The sequence below is a fragment of the Streptomyces sp. NPDC031466 genome, from assembly GCF_055581265.1.
Genome location: NZ_JBVIJT010000001.1, coordinates 701,914 through 717,289, shown reverse-complemented (window position 1 = coordinate 717,289; position 15,376 = coordinate 701,914). Strand labels below are relative to the sequence as shown.

Genomic DNA, 15,376 nt, shown 5'->3' with positions numbered 1-15,376 from the left:
CCCGTGAGAGAAACCCCCCATGTGCGACGACGAGTTGATACCGCCGAGCGCGGACATGACGGAGGACCAGTGGCTGCGGGCCGACCCGGCGCTCGCCCAGGGGCCGGTGGGGGAGCGGGTCCGCGAGATGCGGGCGCTGCGGCGGCGGACCGTGCTCGGCTCGGTGGTGGCGGGCGCCGCGGCGCTCGCGGCCTTGCCGGGTGGGACGCGGGCCGCCGCCGCCGCGGCGGGCACCGGGAAGTTCCCGCTGCCGACCGGTCCCGGCCGCTCGGGGGAGTACGCGGTGCTCCTGACCGGCGACGCCGGAACGGGCGAGGAGGCGCAGCACGCGGTGGCCGCCGCGGCGCGTGAGGTCTGCCGCGCCGAAGGGGTCGGCCTCGCGGTCGGTCTCGGCGACAACATCTACGAGAACGGCCCCGAGTCCGACCACGACAGGGAGTTCCGCACCAAGTTCGAGGACCCCAACTCCGGCCTCGACGTGCCGTGGCTGATGGTCCTCGGCAACCACGACTGCTCGGGCCTGATACCCGGCAGCGGCGGCGACCCCGCACGCGGTGACCGCGAGGTCTCCTACGCCAAGGGCTCGCCCCGCTGGTACATGCCGAGCCGCTACTACAACGTGGCGCTGCCCGCGGCGGGCGCGGGCGATCCGCTGGTGGAGTTCTTCGCCCTCGACACCAACCCCGTCTCCTCCTACGTCGCCCAACTCGACCCGCACTACCACTGGAACGGCCCCTACATGCGGGCCCAGCGCAGCTGGCTGGACGGCGCGCTCACGGCGTCCCGGGCGCGCTGGAAGATCGTCCTCGGCCACCACCCGTACCTCAACAACGGCAAGCACGGCAGCGCCGGTTCGTACGACGGCTTCGTGATCGGCCACTACACCAGCGGCATCCACCTCAAGGAGCTGTACGAGGAGGTGGTGTGCGGGCGCGCCGACCTCATCCTGTCCGGGCACGACCACACGCTGCAGGTCCTGGAGCCCACCGCCCGCACCGGCGGCACGCGGCAGATCGTGTGCGGAGCCGCGGGCAAGGCCGGTGACGGCAAGGCCTACTTCGCCCACCCCGCCGCCTGGCAGAACTTCTCCGACCACGGCTTCATGGTGCTGAAGGTGTCCGAGCGGGCGATGACCGTCGACGCGTACACGGTCGACGTCGCCACCCGCACAGCCCGTCTCGCCCACACCACCCGCACGCCGGTCGGGAGCGGGGCCGCGGGGCACGCCGTCCTCAGCTGAACATTCAGTCGAGGGTGAGGACGACCTTGATGTCGTCGTCCTGGGCGGTGAACGCCTCGGCGGCGCGCTCCAGGGGCACGCGCCGGGTGATCATCCGTTCCAGCCAGCCGCGGTCCGCCTTGGCCAGGGCCTCGGCCCCTTGGTGGTAGTGGCGGAGGTTGGCGTTGACCGAGCCCACGACCACGTCGTTCTCCAGCACCAGGTCGCGGTTGAGCGATCCGGCGTCCACCGAAAGCCGCCGCCCCGTGGGGGAGACGCCGGTCAGACACACCACGCCGTACGTCGCCGTGCCCGCCATCGCCTCGAAGACCAGCGAACCCACGCCGGTCGCCTCGATCACCACGTCGGGACGGATCGCGTCGGTCACCCGCCCGATGTCCTCGCTGTGGTACGTCGCGCCGAGGTCGGCGACCAGCTCCGGCTTCGGCCCCTCGGTGACCTGGTCGAGCACGTGCACGTCCAGGCCGCGTTGCACGCCGAGCAGCGCGGCCAGCAGGCCGACCGGCCCAGCCCCGGTGATCAGCGCCCGCCGCGGCTGGAACCAGGACCGGCCACCGACCCGCTCCACCTGCTCCCACGCCTTGGCCACCACGGTGGTCGGCTCCAGCAGCACTCCGACCGTCTCCAGACCGGGGTCGAGCCTGACGGCGTAGTCGCACTCCACGGTCCAGGACCGACTGGCGTAGCCGTGGCGCTCCTTGATGCCGCGCTCGGTGTAGCGGCCGTTGCGGCACATGTCGAACTCGCCGCGCGCGCAGGCTCCGCAGGGCTGCGGGTCCGGGCGGCGCACCACCCCGACCACCAGGTCACCGGCCGTGAACCCACTGCCCGCCGGCGCCTCGCGCACCCGGCCGAGCGACTCATGGCCGAGGATCAGCCGGTCCTCACCGGGCGGCGCCGCACCGTACTCCCCGGCGACGATCTCCTTGTCGGTGCCGCAGACCCCGGCCGCGAGACCGTCCACCAGCAGCTCGCCCTCGCCGGGCACCGGGTCCGGCATGTCGCGCACCTCGAGGGAATCGGCGGTCGAGGGGCGGACGGTCACGGCACGCATCGGCAATCTCCCATTCGCTGGACGGCGGCCACTGCTGAGTGCCCGCGCGATGACCACACAAGCATCCGATCCGGAAAGGGCCGGCGACCCCGCGCGCCGAGGCGCGCCGCGAGCGGCGGTGGGCCCACAGCATCCTGTGGGCCCACCGTCCCTCAGCGCCCGCTCGACGCCCGCGCCGCGCTTCTCAGCGTCCGAGCGCCTTCTTCAGCTCCTGCTTGTTCATCGAGGAACGGCCGTCGATGTTCTTCTTCTTGGCCTCTTCGTAGAGCTGGTCCTTGGTGGGACCCTGAGCGCCGCTGTGCGACCGCTCCCCGCCGCGCTGCGAGGCGGACTTCGGGTCCTTCGTCGACGTCCTGCTCGCGGTCTTGGCCTCACCGGAGCGGGCCCGCTCCTTGTTGACCGTACGGGCCGCCATCTCCTTGGCCCGGCTCTTGGACGCGCCGCGTTCCTCGGCGCTCTCCTTGATGTGTTCGTACTGACGTTCACGCTTGTTGCTGGATCCAGCCGGCATGGTGACCTCACTTTCTCGTGGCCAATCGGAGGCGCTCGCCGCACCGATGACCTTGTTTCGGGCGCATCGCCCGGTTCCGGCCCCCCTTGTGCCCGTACGCCGGGCTCACCCCCCGCGTGTGCCCCCGCCCCGTTCGTTGTAGGCGTCGGCGGCACGTTCGTTCAGCGCGCTGCCGAGGCGCTGGACGGCGCGGGACACCAGTCCTTCGGGCGGGTCGATGTCCTCGCCCTCGCGCTGCCCGCGGCGGTGGGCGGGCGCGGCGGGCAACAGACGCGCGGCGACACCGCTCAGCCGCGTGGTCGCCGCCGGGGCGATCCCGTGCGCCAGGTCGGCGGCGCGCGCCGCCGGGGTGAGCACGAGGCGCGCCCGGCGCCGCACGGTGGCCCGCACGATCCGCTCGGCGGCACGGGGCGCGTTCATGGACACCAGCGGAGTGCCCGCCAGCGTCGAGAACCACCCGTACTCCGCGCGCTGCTCGCCGTCGAACCGGGCGCGCAGGTGGGAGCCGGTGCGCATCAGACCGGGGTATACGGCCGTCACGCTCACCCCGCGCCCCGCCGTCTCCGCCCGCAGCCCCTCCGCGAGGGTGCCGACCGCGGACTTGGCGCACGCGTAGGGCAGCAGGTGCGGCACGCCGAGCAGTCCCCCGACGGAGGAGATCAGCGCGAGGCGCCCGCCGCCCGGGCTGTCCCTGAGATGGGGGAGGGCCTCCAGCGACGTGTGCAGGGCTCCGTGGAACATCGAGCGCATCGCGTCCTCGAAGTCCTCGGCCCGCAACGACTCCAGCGGGGCGACCTGAATGATTCCGGCGTTCGCGATCACGAGGTCCACGCCGCCGCAGGCCTTGCCGGTATCGGCGAACAGTTCGCGTACCTCGGCCCGCTCGCGCACGTCGCAGACCGCCGTACGCACCCGCGCCCCAGGGCGCCGGTGCAGCAGCTTGGCGCGGGCCCGGCCCAGTTCCCCGCCGTCGCGCGCGGCGAGCGTGACGGCGCAGCCCCGGGCGGCCAGCCGGTCCGCCATGAGCAGACCGAGGCCGCGCGACCCGCCCGTCACGACGGCCGACCGCCCGCTGAGGTCGTCGGCGCCCCGGCGGGGACGCGCGGACGACAGGCGCACTTCGGACTCCTCGCTCGGCCCGGTCACGGTCGCAGCAGGGTCTTGATCATGCTGTCTTCCTTCGCCTGGAAGGTCTCGTACGCCTTCGGGCCCTCCTCCAGGGAGACGTGGTGCGTGGCGAAACCGTCGACGCCGAGCGGATCGTCGTCGGTCAGCAGCGGGAGGAGGTCGTCGACCCAGCGCTTCACGTTGGCCTGACCCATGCGCAGCTGGAGCTGCTTGTCGAACATCGTCAGGAGCGGCAGCGGGTCGGCCGCCCCGCCGTACACGCCGGAGAGGGAGATCGTGCCGCCACGGCGGACGATGTCGATCGCCGCGTACAGCGCGCCCAGGCGGTCGACACCCACCTTCTCCATCACCTTGGCGCCGACCGCGTCGGGCAGCATGCCCACGCCCCACTGCGCGGCCTTGACCAGCGGCGCGCCGTGGGCCTCCATGCCGACGGCGTCGATGACGGCGTCCGTGCCGCGGCCCTTGGTCAGCTCGCGCACCGCCTCGCCGATGTCCTTGCCGTGACGGCGCAGGTCCAGCGCCTTGACGCCGTCCCGGGACGCCCGGCTCAGCCGTTCGGGGACCAGATCGACGCCCACCACCAGGCTCGCCCCACGGTGCAGGGCGATCCGGGCGGCCATCGCGCCGATCGGACCGAGACCGAGCACGGTCACGGTGCCCCCGGGCGGGATGGCGGCGTACTCCACGGCCTGCCACGCGGTGGGCAGCACGTCGGAGAGGTAGACGAACCGGTCGTCGGGCGGGCCCTTGGGGACCTTGATGGGGAGGGTGTTGCCGAAGGGCACGCGCATCAGCTCCGCCTGCCCGCCGGGCACCTGTCCGTACAGCTTGGTGTAGCCGAAGAGCGAGGCGCCCGTGCCCTGGTCGCGGTTCTGTGTCGTCTCGCACTGCGAGTGCAGTCCGGCGTCGCACATGAAGCAGTCGCCGCACGAGACGTTGAACGGCACGACGACCCGGTCACCGACCGCCACCTCGGTCACGCCGGCGCCGATCTCCTCGACGATCCCCATGGGCTCGTGTCCCAGGATGTCGCCGGCGTCGAGGTAGGGACCCATCACCTCGTACAGGTGCAGATCCGAACCGCAGATGCCCGTCGACGTCACGCGGACGATGATGTCGGTCGGTTCCTTCAGCACGGGGTCCGGCACGGTCTCGACCCGTACGTCGCGCCTTCCGTGCCACGTCAGTGCGCGCATGGCTCTCTCCTCGAGGCAACTGGTGGGGTAGCTGGGGTTGGAGTTGCAGCGGCTTGTGGCACGCGGGTTCCCCGCGCCGTCGGCGTCATGCGAAACCGGTCACGACGCCACACGCGCCCGGACGGCCAGCAAACCCACACCGGCGCGCCCCTGCCAACAGCAGCGAGGCGTTCGGGTCACCGCCCGGCTCATCGCCCTCGGCTGTACGCGTGGCCGGCCCCGAGCGCGCCGAAGGTCACCGCGGTCGTCGCCTGGCCACCGCACCCGCTCCCGCGCTGTCGCCGTACTCGCGCGGACCGCGACCGCCGCCCGGGTACGCGGAGTCACAGGCTTCTGACCTGCCCACACGGGTCAACAGAGGGGGTCCGCCCCTCGGGCGCTCCGGGCGCGAAGAGAGTACTGTGAGATTTGTCAACCCGTTGACCTGCGCGCCCGTGGCCACTAGGTTGCGGTCAACGTCGACCCATGACACCCGAAGGAGGCGATCGGCGGATGTACACCAGCTCTGATCTCGGTCGCCTCGCCCAGTGCACCGCCTGGGTCCCGGGTCGGATCGCGCACGGCTGCTGAACGCGCCGTCCTGACGTGCCCTTCCGCGGCACGTCCCACCTGATGCAGTCCAGGGCCTGATGCAGCCCCTTCGCGGCGCATCCCCGGTTCCTCCCGTCACGCCCTTTCCGGCACGCCGCTCCCGCGTGCCGCCCGGCGCCCACCCCTTTCGCGTGGCGCGTCTGAACACAGAAAGCTGCCTGAAAATTGGCGAACATCATGAACCGACCGATCACGCACCGAATGGGTGGCCTGTCATGGTAGAGGCGCGGATCACGGTCAACGGGAAAGAAGCACCGATCTCACCGGCCGCGCCGCACACCACGGCGCTGGACGTCCTGCGCGAGCGCGGCCTCACCGGCACCAAGGAGGGCTGCGCCGAGGGCGAGTGCGGCGCCTGTTCGGTCCTCGTGGCCCGGCCCGGGGTGAACAAGCCCACCGACTGGGTGGCGGTCAACGCCTGCCTGATCCCGGCCGCGGCGCTCGACGGCCAGGAGGTCGTCACCGCCGAGGGCCTCGCCACCGGTGGCGCCCCCGGCGCCTTCTCGGCCCTGCACCCGGTGCAGGAGGAGATGGCGGTCCGCGGCGGCTCCCAATGCGGCTACTGCACACCGGGATTCATCTGCAGCATGGCCTCCGAGTACTACCGGCCCGACCGCTGCGCCCACCCGGAACCGGCCGACGGCGCGCCCGACGGCGTCGACGCCGAGCACGGCCCCAACGGCTTCGACCTGCACGCGCTGAGCGGAAACCTGTGCCGCTGCACCGGCTACCGCCCCATCCGCGACGCCGCGTTCGCCGTCGGTGAGCCCACCGACGAGGACCCGCTGGCCCAGCGCCGCGAGCAGGCACCGCCCGCCCCGGTCGCCACCGAGTACACCCGCGACGACAGCACGTTCCTGCGGCGCGACACCCTGGCCGAGACACTGGAGTTGCTGCGCGAGCGGCCGGACGCGGTCGTCGTCGCCGGCTCCACCGACTGGGGCGTCGAGGTCAACATCCGCGCCCGGCGCGCGCATTGCGTGATCGCGATCGACCGGCTGCCCGAGATGCGGGAACTGCGCGTCGAAGCCGACTCCATCGAGATCGGCGCGGCGCTCACGCTCACCGAGATCGAGCGCCGTCTGGACGGTGAAGTCCCGCTCCTCGCCGACCTGTTCCCGCAGTTCGCCTCCCGCCTCATCCGCAACGGAGCGACCCTCGGCGGCAACCTCGGCACCGGCTCGCCCATCGGCGACAGCCCGCCGGTGCTGCTCGCGCTGGAGGCGTCGGTGGTCCTCACCGACGCCGACGGCGAGCGCGAGGTGCCGCTGGCGGACTACTTCACCGGCTACCGGCAGAGCGTGCGCCGCCCCGGCGAGCTGATCCGCGCGGTGCGCGTCCCCCGGCCGCTGGCACCCGTCACGGCCTTCCACAAGATCGCCAAGCGGCGCTTCGACGACATCTCCAGCGTGGCGGTCGCCTTCGCGCTCGACATCGAGGACGGCGTCGTCCGCAAGGCCCGCATCGGCCTGGGCGGCGTGGCCGCCACCCCGATCCGCGCGCTCGCCACCGAGGCGGCCCTGGAGGGCGAGCCGTGGTCGCCGTCGACCGTCGAGGCCGCCGCGCGCGTACTGCGGGGTGAGGGAACGCCGATGGACGACCACCGGGCCAGCTCCCTCTACCGTTCCGCGATGCTCGGCCAGAGCCTGCTGAAGCTGCACGCACAGACCCCCGAGGCGGCGAAGTCATGAGCCATTTGTCCGAGCGTCCCGAGAAGCCCCTGGTCGGCGTCTCCCTGCCGCACGAAAGCGCCTTCCAGCACGTCACCGGCACCGCGCTGTACACCGACGACCTGGTCCAGCGGACCAAGGACGTCCTGCACGCCTACCCGGTGCAGGTCATGAAGGCCCGCGGCCGCATCACCGCGCTGCGCACCGAGCCCGCGCTGGCCGTGCCCGGCGTGGTCCGCGTCCTGACCGGCGCCGACGTGCCCGGCGTCAACGACGCCGGCATGAAGCACGACGAGCCGCTCTTCCCCGACGAGGTCATGTTCCACGGCCACGCGGTCGCCTGGGTGCTCGGCGAGAGCCTGGAGGCGGCCCGGCTCGGCGCGGCGGCCGTCGAGGTGGAGCTGGAGGAGCTGCCCTCCCTGGTCACGCTCCAGGAGGCCATCGAGGCCGGCAGCTTCCACGGGGCCACGCCCCTGATGGAGAGCGGCGACATCGACGCGGGCTTCGCCGAGTCCGCGCACGTGTTCACCGGCGAGTTCCAGTTCGCCGGGCAGGAGCACTTCTACCTGGAGACGCACGCCGCGCTCGCCCAGGTCGACGAGAACGGGCAGCTGTTCATCCAGAGCAGCACCCAGCACCCCTCCGAGACGCAGGAGATCGTCTCGCACGTGCTCGGCGTGCCCTCGCACGAGGTGACCGTGCAGTGCCTGCGGATGGGCGGCGGCTTCGGCGGCAAGGAGATGCAGCCGCACGGCTTCGCGGCCGTCGCCGCGCTCGGCGCCAAGCTGACCGGCCGCCCGGTGCGGTTCCGGCTCAACCGCACCCAGGACCTGACGATGTCCGGCAAGCGGCACGGCTTCCACTCCACGTGGAAGGTCGGCTTCGACGCCGAGGGCCGCATCCAGGCCCTGGACGCCACCCTGACCGCCGACGGTGGCTGGAGCCTGGACCTGTCCGAGCCGGTCCTCGCCCGCGCGCTGTGCCACATCGACAACACGTACTGGATCCCCAACGCCCGCGTCGCCGGCCGCATCGCCAAGACCAACACGGTCTCCAACACCGCCTTCCGCGGCTTCGGCGGCCCCCAGGGCATGCTGGTGATCGAGGACATCCTCGGCCGCGTCGCACCGCTGCTGGGCCTCGACCCCATGGAGCTGCGCGAGCGCAACTTCTACCGGCCGGGCCAGGGCCAGACCACGCCGTACGGCCAGCCGGTCACGCAGGCCGAACGGATCTCCACCGTCTGGCGGCAGGTGCAGGAGGACGGCGGCGTCGCCGCACGCAAGCGCGAGATCGCCGCCTTCAACGCCGCGCACCCGCACACCAAGCGGGCGCTCGCCGTCACCGGCATCAAGTTCGGCATCTCCTTCAACCTCACCGCCTTCAACCAGGGCGGCGCGCTGGTGCTGATCTACAAGGACGGCTCGGTCCTGATCAACCACGGCGGCACCGAGATGGGCCAGGGCCTGCACACCAAGATGATGCAGGTCGCCGCGACCACGCTGGGCATCCCGCTGCACAAGGTCCGGCTCGCCCCGACGCGGACCGACAAGGTGCCCAACACCTCGGCCACCGCGGCCAGTTCCGGCGCCGACCTGAACGGCGGCGCGATCAAGAACGCCTGCGAGCAGCTGCGCGACAGGCTGCTCCAGGTCGCCGGCTCCCAGCTCGGCGCGAACGCCTCGGACGTACGCATCGTCGAGGGCATCGCCCGCAGCCTCGGCAGCGACAAGGAGCTGGCCTGGGACGACCTGGTGCGCACCGCGTACATCCAGCGGGTCCAGCTCTCGGCGGCGGGCTTCTACCGGACCGAGGGCCTGCACTGGGACGTCACGACGTTCCGGGGCTCGCCGTTCAAGTACTTCGCCCTCGGCGCCGCCGCGACCGAGGTGGAGGTGGACGGCTTCACCGGCGCGTACCGCATCCGGCGCGTGGACATCGTGCACGACGTCGGCGACAGCCTCTCCCCGCTGATCGACATCGGTCAGGTCGAGGGCGGGTTCGTGCAGGGCGCGGGCTGGCTGACGCTGGAGGACCTGCGTTGGGACACCAGCGACGGCCCGAACCGCGGCCGGCTCCAGACCCAGGCGGCCAGCACGTACAAGCTGCCGAGCTTCTCGGAGATGCCCGAGGAGTTCAACGTCCGGCTGCTGGAGAACGCCACCGAGGAGGGCGCGGTCTACGGCTCCAAGGCGGTCGGTGAGCCGCCGCTGATGCTGGCGTTCTCGGTGCGCGAGGCGCTGCGGCAGGCCGCCGCCGCGTTCGGGCCGAGCGGCGTCAGCGTCGAGCTGGCCTCGCCCGCGACGCCGGAGGCGGTGTACTGGGCGATCCAGGAGGCGCGTCAGGGCGGGGCCCGGCCGAAGGAGCAGGTCGGCGCCGAGGCGGGGGACGGCACCGGACAGGCCGGGAGCGACCGGGTCGTGGCGGATGTCCGTGCCGACGCGGAAGCGCTGAGCGGTGCCTGACATGACCTGGGTCGCCGCGGTCGCGCGGTTGCGGGCACGCCGCGAGTCCGGCGTGCTCGTGACCGTCGCGACCGTGCGCGGCCACGCCCCGCGCGACGCCGGCGCCAAACTCGTCGTGGGGCACACCCGGACCTGGGGCTCGATCGGGGGAGGCAACGTCGAGGCCGTCGCCATCGACCGGGCCCGGGAGATGATCGCCGCGTCCGTGCGGGAGCCGGAGCTGATCGATGTCGCGCTGAACGACAAGGTCACCAACCAGCACGGTGTGCAGTGCTGCGGTGGCGCGGTCTCGGTGCTGCTCGAACCGCTGCCGGTGGTACGGGCCGTGGCGATCTTCGGGGTCGGGCACGTCGGCCTGGAACTGGCGCGTATCCTCGCGCGCCAGGACCTCGACCTGCACCTGATCGACTCCCGCTCCGACATGCTCACCGAGGAACGGCTCGACGTCCTGGCGGACGCGGTGGCGCAGGTGTACACGCACCACACGCCGCTGCTGCCCGAGGAGGTGCTGGAGCGGCTGCCGCCCGGCACCCACGTCCTGATCATGACCCACGACCACGCCGAGGACGCCGCTCTGTGCGACGCGGCCCTGCGCACGGACCACCTCGGCTCCATCGGGCTGATCGGGTCGGCGGCCAAGTGGGCGAGGTTCCGCAAGCGCCTCGCCACCGAGGGAGGGCACGACGACGCCACCATCGACCGGATCAAGACCCCGATCGGGATCGCCGACATCACCGGCAAGGAGCCGGCGACCATCGCCGTGAGCGTCGCCGCGGATCTGCTGCGCGCCTTCGAGACGGAGGCGGCGACCGCCGCCTGACGGCGCGCCCCCTCGTGGTGCCTCCGATGCCCTGGCAGCGGGGGCTCCACGGCGTCCCGCGACGGCATCCCGCCCGGGGCGCTGTCCCGCCCGATTCCCGCCCCGCCGCGATCGGTGCGAAGCCGCCCGAATCGCCGCATCGGGCCGGTGGCATGATCGGTGCTGATGAGCACCCTCATCGCCCTCCCCGCCACCGCCAGGAAGCCGTACCGTGTTGCCCCGAATAGACCGCAGAATCCTCCTCGCCGCGTGCCGCCAGCCACGGGTGGTCCTGTGGGCCGCGGCAGGCGCGGTGGCCCTCGGGTTCCTCGTCGCGCTGGAGATCGCCGCGCGTCGCTACGGCGGCGAGCCGGGGCCGCTCACCAACCAGGTGCGCGAGGTGGTGTTCCCGCCCAAGCCGGGACCGCTGTACGGCGGCCTGGTCCTGATGATGGTGGTGCTCACCTGGCGGGAGCGGTTCATCGCGGCCGGTGCCGCGATCGGCATCGACGTCGTCTTCGTCCTGGTGCGCTGGGCGGTCGGCGCCGAGACACCCGAGGACCAGTTCTTCGGCAACGGCGCGCTGTGGGTGATGCTCGGCTGCGGCGTCATCGCCCTCACCCGCCGCACCGGAGGCGAACGCGCCCTGCTGCTGAAGGGCGTCGGCCTCGGCCTCCTCCTGGTGGCCGGCCGCAAGACCGGCGACACCTGGCTGCTCATCACGGCGAAGACCCGCCCGACGGTGCTCGACCCGTACGTGGCCGCCGCCGATCACGCGCTCGGCAACCCCTCCTGGCTGGCCGGCCGGCTCCTGAGGGCCTCCGGTCCCGTCCCCACTCACCTCCTCGACCTGGTCTACGCCCAACTCGCGGTGGCCGCGATCGTGGTCGCCTTCCACCAGCTGCGCAATGTGGCGGTCGAGCGCCGGTTCCCGAGGCATCACCTCGTACGCACCTTCCTGGTCATCGGGCTCGTCGGCCCCGCCATCTACATGATCTTCCCGGTGGTCGGGCCGATCTTCGCCTACGGCCCGGGCACCTCGGGCACCGGCGGCGTGCAGTGGGCGGTGGCCGACCTGTGGCCGAACACGCCGCCGCCGTTCACTTCCCCGCACCCGGTCCCGTACGACGGGCTCACTCCCCGCAACTGCGTGCCCAGCCTGCACACGGCGTGGGCGACGGCGATCTTCATCCACTCCCGCAAGGGACCGAGGCTGCTGCGCCACGCGGGCACGTTCTGGCTGATCGCCACGCTCAGCGCGACGCTGGGCTTCGGCTACCACTACGGAGTGGACCTCATCGCGGGCGTGGTGTTCGCGCTCACGATCGAGGCGGCGCTGCGCACGTTCGACCACGGCTGGGACCGGTCGGGGCTGCGGCTGGTCGCCCACGGCACGGCGGTCTTCGCCGCGCTCCTGGTCTCCTACCGCTGGCTGCCGACGGACATGGCCCGGCACCCCTGGGTGGCCGGGCCCCTCCTCGTGCTGGCGATGCTCTCCGTGATCCACGCCTACGTCCGTACCACCGGCCGGTGGGAACGGAAGGACGTGCCGCCCGGCCGGCCGGGACGTCAGCGGTCCTTGGCCAGGGCGACGAGTTCGGCGAACAGGCCTCCGGCGCCGACCAGGGTCTCGTAGTCGCCGTCCTCGATGACGCGGCCCTGGTCCATGACGAGGATGCGGTCGGCGAGGCGGGTGTTCTCCAGTTGGTGGGTGACCACGATCGTCATGCGTTCGGCGGCGATGCGCTTGATCTCCAGGAAGATGGCGTGTTCGCCGCGGGCGTCCATCTGCGAGGTCGGCTCGTCCAGGATGAGCAGCGGCGTCCGCCGGTACAGCGCCCGGCCGCACACGAGGCGCTGCCATTGCCCGCCGGACAGCTCGGCGCCGCCCCACAGCTCCTTGGCGAGCAGGGTGTCGAGCTGCTTGGGCAGCTTCTCGATCGCCTCCCGCATGCCGACGGCGTCGATCACCTCCCACACGGGCCCGTCGTCGTACGTCTTCGGCTGACCCAGGGTGATGTTCTCGCGGGCGCGCAGCGGCCAGCACGCGAAGTTCTGCGGGACGAGCGCGGTGCGCTTCCACACGGCGTCCGGCGAGGCCTCGGCGAGGTCGACGCCGTCCCACAGGACGCGGCCCTTGTCGGCGAGGAGGATGCCGGTGATCAGTTTGGCCAGCGTCGACTTGCCCGAGCCGTTCTCCCCGACGACGGCCAGGATCTCGCCGCGGCGCAGGGTGAGCGAGACGCCGGCGACGGCCGGTTCCTCCTTGTCGGGGTAGCGGTAGACGACCTCGTCGAGCCGGATCTCGTCCACGTGCTCGGGGATGGTGGCGTCCCCGCGCTTGGGGGCGCGCTCGCCCGCCATGTCGAGGAAGGACCGCATGTCCGCCAGGTACAGCGAGGTGTGGAACATGGCGGCGCCGTGGATGACGAACTGGGAGAGCGCGGCCAGGGTCGTCTGGACGGCGACGACGGCCGTCGCGGCGACGGGCAGGGCCACCTTGCCGGTCGCGGCCAGCCACGCGAGGGTGGCCCAGGTGGCCAGCAGGAAGAGCCCGCCGAGGGCGCTGGTGGCGAGGACGATGCGCAGCATGCGGGGCGCCGCGGTCAGGGTGCGGCGGTCGATCCGGTCGGACAGGGCGCTGTACCAGTACAGGAGGTAGCCGGTCATGCCGTTCGCGCGGACCTCGTCGCCGAAGCGGGAGTAGGTGGCCCACCAGCGCATCATGGAGCGGACGTTGCGGTCGCCCACGTTGAGATAGTGGGTCTCGTAGTCGACGCGGGCGGACAGCACGGCCCCGGCGCCGGCCGGGAGCACGGCCAGCAGGAGCAGGGGCAGCATCAGGGGATGCAGCGCCGTGATCACCCCGCCCGCGGCGACCATGCGGATCAGCGCGGACATGAACCGCTGGGCGTCCTGCACCATCAGCCGGGTCCGGGTGACGCCGACCTCGGCGGCCTCCTGCCGGTCGGCGAACCCGTCCTCGCCGTACGCGGAGGACTCCACCCGGCACACGGCCGCGACGAGGGCGACGTCGGCCTCCGTCGTCAGCAGGGGAGTGATCCGGCCGTCGGCGTAGGAGGCCAGGGCGCCACTGGTGCGGCCGACGCCCGAGGCGACGGCCACGACGATCAGGGCGGGCAGGGCGGCGTGCAGGCGTTCGGACACCGTGCCGGTCCCCAGGACGTGCGTCATCGCCCCGGCGGTGAACGTGAGGACGACGGCGGCCGCGATGCCGGTCAGGGCCTGGCACACCAGGAGCAGTACGACGCTCGGCCGGTCGACGGCCCACGCCATGCGCGCGGTGTGGCCGAGGACGGACGGAAGACGCCGGCACAGGGCGCCGAAACCGGCCTCGGCCAGGGGGTTCTGGCCGGCCTTGCCCTCGAAGGTGATGACGGCGGGCGGTGGCGGGGGTGGCATCTCCGCGTTGGCGTTCGACGTGTCGGTCACAGTCACCCGTATCCCTCCTGAAGGACGGTGCCGACCGGGACGGCTCGGCGCTGACCGGACCAACGACGCCCCCACCGAATCGAACGCGCTCGATTCCGGACGTCCCTCGGCCCTTGCAACCCCGGGCCCGTGAACCCGCGAACACCGCCTACGCGGGCCTCACGCAGGCGCGGGGGCTGGCTGAAACGCCGGGGTTGATACGGGTGGGGCGGGTGGGTTCCACGGCGGAGCACCGTGTCGTGCGCTTCACCGGAGCCGGGTGAGTTTTCGCGCAGCCGGAAAGGGCTGACTGGGGCACGCGGCACGTTGTAAAGTGGTCAAACCGCCCTTGACCTGCAAGAACGTAGGCAGGGAGCCTGATGACGAGGAGTACCTCGATGCTGCGCACCATGTTCAAGTCCAAGATCCATCGCGCCACAGTGACCCAGGCCGACCTGCACTACGTGGGTTCGGTCACCATCGACGCGGACCTTCTCGATGCCGCCGATCTGCTGCCCGGCGAGCTCGTCCACATCGTCGACGTCACCAATGGCGCCCGGTTGGAGACCTACACGATCGAGGGCGAGCGCGGCAGCGGTGTCATCGGCATCAACGGCGCGGCCGCGCACCTCGTCCACCCCGGTGACAAGGTGATCATCATCAGCTACGCCCAGGTCGAGGACGCCGAGGCGCGGGCGCTGCGGCCGCGCGTCGTGCACGTCGACGAGGCCAACCGCATGGTGGCCCTCGGCGACGATCCGGCCGAGGCGGTGCCGGGGGACCCGGGGATGACACGCAGCCCGTTGAGCCTCTGATCGGACGCGGTAGGACGCGTCGGCTGCTCCACGCCCGACGGGCCCGGCGGTGGTGCGGCGCGGCAGCCGTGGAGTCACCCGTTCGTCCGCCGCCGTGGCCCGTGGGGCGATGTCGCCGGGGCGCCTGGGGCCGAATGATGTCAGGCTTGGGGCCGGGGGACCCGGGTAGGCGGGGGAGAAGCCGACGAACCACTGGCTGGAGGATCGCACATGACCCATCCGTTCCCTGACCCCGTTCCGCCGGGACCGCTCCCCGAACCGGAGAGGCCCTTCCCGGACCCGGACCCCGTCCCGCACCCCGAGCCGCGGCCCACCCCGCAGCCCTCGCCCTCGCCGGTCCCCACGCCGCCCGGCCCCGACCCGGTGCCCGAGCCCCAACCCCAGCCGGGGCCGCTGTCCTGACACCTCCGCGTGTCCAGGGGCGGGGCCACCGGGCCCCGCCCCTCCCCGTGCGGCAGGGATATGGCACTGC

At 72.4% G+C, this 15,376-nt stretch carries 12 protein-coding genes; 7 read left to right on the top strand and 5 right to left on the bottom strand.

Annotated elements, in window-relative coordinates; genetic code table 11:
- Nucleotides 1-19: 19 nt before the first annotated feature.
- The gene (locus ACZ5GP_RS02610; RefSeq protein WP_468749011.1) at nt 20-1,240 is read left to right on the top strand and encodes a metallophosphoesterase; all 1,221 of its coding nucleotides are present in this window, start codon (nt 20-22) and stop codon (nt 1,238-1,240) included.
- 4 nt (nt 1,241-1,244) lie between these two features.
- Here ACZ5GP_RS02610 and ACZ5GP_RS02605 read toward each other — a convergent pair whose 3' ends face one another.
- From ACZ5GP_RS02605 to ACZ5GP_RS02590, 4 genes are all read right to left on the bottom strand, one after another.
- Nucleotides 1,245-2,294, bottom strand: coding sequence for a glucose 1-dehydrogenase (locus tag ACZ5GP_RS02605; RefSeq protein ID WP_468749010.1), 1,050 nt, complete (start codon nt 2,292-2,294; stop codon nt 1,245-1,247).
- 184 nt (nt 2,295-2,478) lie between these two features.
- Nucleotides 2,479-2,805, bottom strand: a complete 327-nt coding sequence (locus ACZ5GP_RS02600) for a plasmid stabilization protein (protein WP_468749009.1) — start codon at nt 2,803-2,805, stop codon at nt 2,479-2,481.
- A gap of 105 nt (nt 2,806-2,910) precedes the next feature.
- Nucleotides 2,911-3,918, bottom strand: coding sequence for an SDR family NAD(P)-dependent oxidoreductase (locus tag ACZ5GP_RS02595; RefSeq protein ID WP_468749077.1), 1,008 nt, complete (start codon nt 3,916-3,918; stop codon nt 2,911-2,913).
- A gap of 29 nt (nt 3,919-3,947) precedes the next feature.
- A complete protein-coding gene (locus ACZ5GP_RS02590) occupies nt 3,948-5,132 on the bottom strand; it encodes an alcohol dehydrogenase catalytic domain-containing protein (protein WP_468749008.1) in 1,185 nt (394 codons plus the stop codon).
- A gap of 806 nt (nt 5,133-5,938) precedes the next feature.
- Here ACZ5GP_RS02590 and ACZ5GP_RS02585 point away from each other — a divergent pair.
- From ACZ5GP_RS02585 to ACZ5GP_RS02570, 4 genes are all read left to right on the top strand, one after another.
- On the top strand, nt 5,939-7,414 hold the full coding sequence (locus ACZ5GP_RS02585; RefSeq protein ID WP_468749007.1) for a xanthine dehydrogenase small subunit: 1,476 nt from the start codon (nt 5,939-5,941) through the stop codon (nt 7,412-7,414).
- Nucleotides 7,411-9,858 carry a xanthine dehydrogenase molybdopterin binding subunit gene (xdhB, locus tag ACZ5GP_RS02580; protein ID WP_468749006.1) on the top strand — a complete coding sequence of 816 codons (2,448 nt, stop codon included), beginning with the start codon at nt 7,411-7,413 and terminating at the stop codon, nt 9,856-9,858. The genes ACZ5GP_RS02585 and xdhB overlap by 4 nt, the downstream gene beginning before the upstream one ends.
- 1 nt (nt 9,859) lies before the next feature.
- Nucleotides 9,860-10,678 carry a xanthine dehydrogenase accessory protein XdhC gene (xdhC, locus tag ACZ5GP_RS02575; RefSeq protein ID WP_468749005.1) on the top strand — a complete coding sequence of 273 codons (819 nt, stop codon included), beginning with the start codon at nt 9,860-9,862 and terminating at the stop codon, nt 10,676-10,678.
- A gap of 235 nt (nt 10,679-10,913) precedes the next feature.
- Complete coding sequence (locus tag ACZ5GP_RS02570; protein ID WP_468749076.1) at nt 10,914-12,293, top strand: phosphatase PAP2 family protein; 1,380 nt, start codon at nt 10,914-10,916, stop codon at nt 12,291-12,293.
- Here the strand turns inward: ACZ5GP_RS02570 and ACZ5GP_RS02565 are convergent.
- Nucleotides 12,227-14,080, bottom strand: a complete 1,854-nt coding sequence (locus tag ACZ5GP_RS02565) for an ATP-binding cassette domain-containing protein (RefSeq protein ID WP_468749075.1) — start codon at nt 14,078-14,080, stop codon at nt 12,227-12,229. The genes ACZ5GP_RS02570 and ACZ5GP_RS02565 overlap by 67 nt on opposite strands.
- A 407-nt stretch (nt 14,081-14,487) precedes the next feature.
- Between ACZ5GP_RS02565 and panD the strand changes: the two genes are divergently transcribed.
- The gene (gene panD / locus ACZ5GP_RS02560; protein ID WP_468749074.1) at nt 14,488-14,904 is read left to right on the top strand and encodes an aspartate 1-decarboxylase; all 417 of its coding nucleotides are present in this window, start codon (nt 14,488-14,490) and stop codon (nt 14,902-14,904) included.
- Nucleotides 14,905-15,114: 210 nt separating this feature from the next.
- A complete protein-coding gene (locus ACZ5GP_RS02555; RefSeq protein WP_468749004.1) occupies nt 15,115-15,306 on the top strand; it encodes a hypothetical protein in 192 nt (63 codons plus the stop codon).
- The last annotated feature ends 70 nt before the right edge of the window (nt 15,307-15,376 follow it).